The sequence below is a fragment of the Oleiphilus sp. HI0125 genome (assembly GCF_001635355.1).
Window position 1 is genome coordinate 1 of the sequence record NZ_LWGF01000464.1, and the last position, 423, is coordinate 423.

The 423-nt window shown below is 44.7% G+C and carries 1 protein-coding gene; it reads right to left on the reverse strand.

What is annotated here, in order from left to right; all coding sequences use genetic code 11:
* On the reverse strand, positions 1 to 409 hold a 409-nt coding region (locus A3762_RS06090; RefSeq protein WP_068754533.1), incomplete at its 3' end, for a phosphoribosyltransferase.
* Positions 410 to 423 lie beyond the last annotated feature (14 nt).

Sequence of the window (423 nt, forward strand, 5' to 3'; positions counted from 1 at the left end):
TGTAATACGGTACGGCCACTTTTATTTCTTGCGGCGTATTTCTTCTGGCGTGTGTTTCAAGATGTTCAATTACCGCTTTAATGGTATGCCCGGTATCAAATACGTCATCGACGATTAATAAGCGGTCCGTATGTTTCACGTGTTTGATGAGATAGCTCATACCGTGAATGCGAATCTCATTTGAGCGGCCATCAATGGCAGCTGCGTAGGAAGAAGTTCGAATGGCGATATGATCTGTTTCAATACCGTGATACTCAAGCAGCTCTTGTACTGCCGTCCCAATCGGTGTCCCGCCTCGCCATAGAGCAATAATAATGCTTGGTTTGAAGCCTGAATCTAGAATTTGCGTGCCTAAACGGAACGAATCTTCTAGTAATTGTTGTGCGCCGATGTAGGTTTTAAGAATCACCGATTGAATCCCAG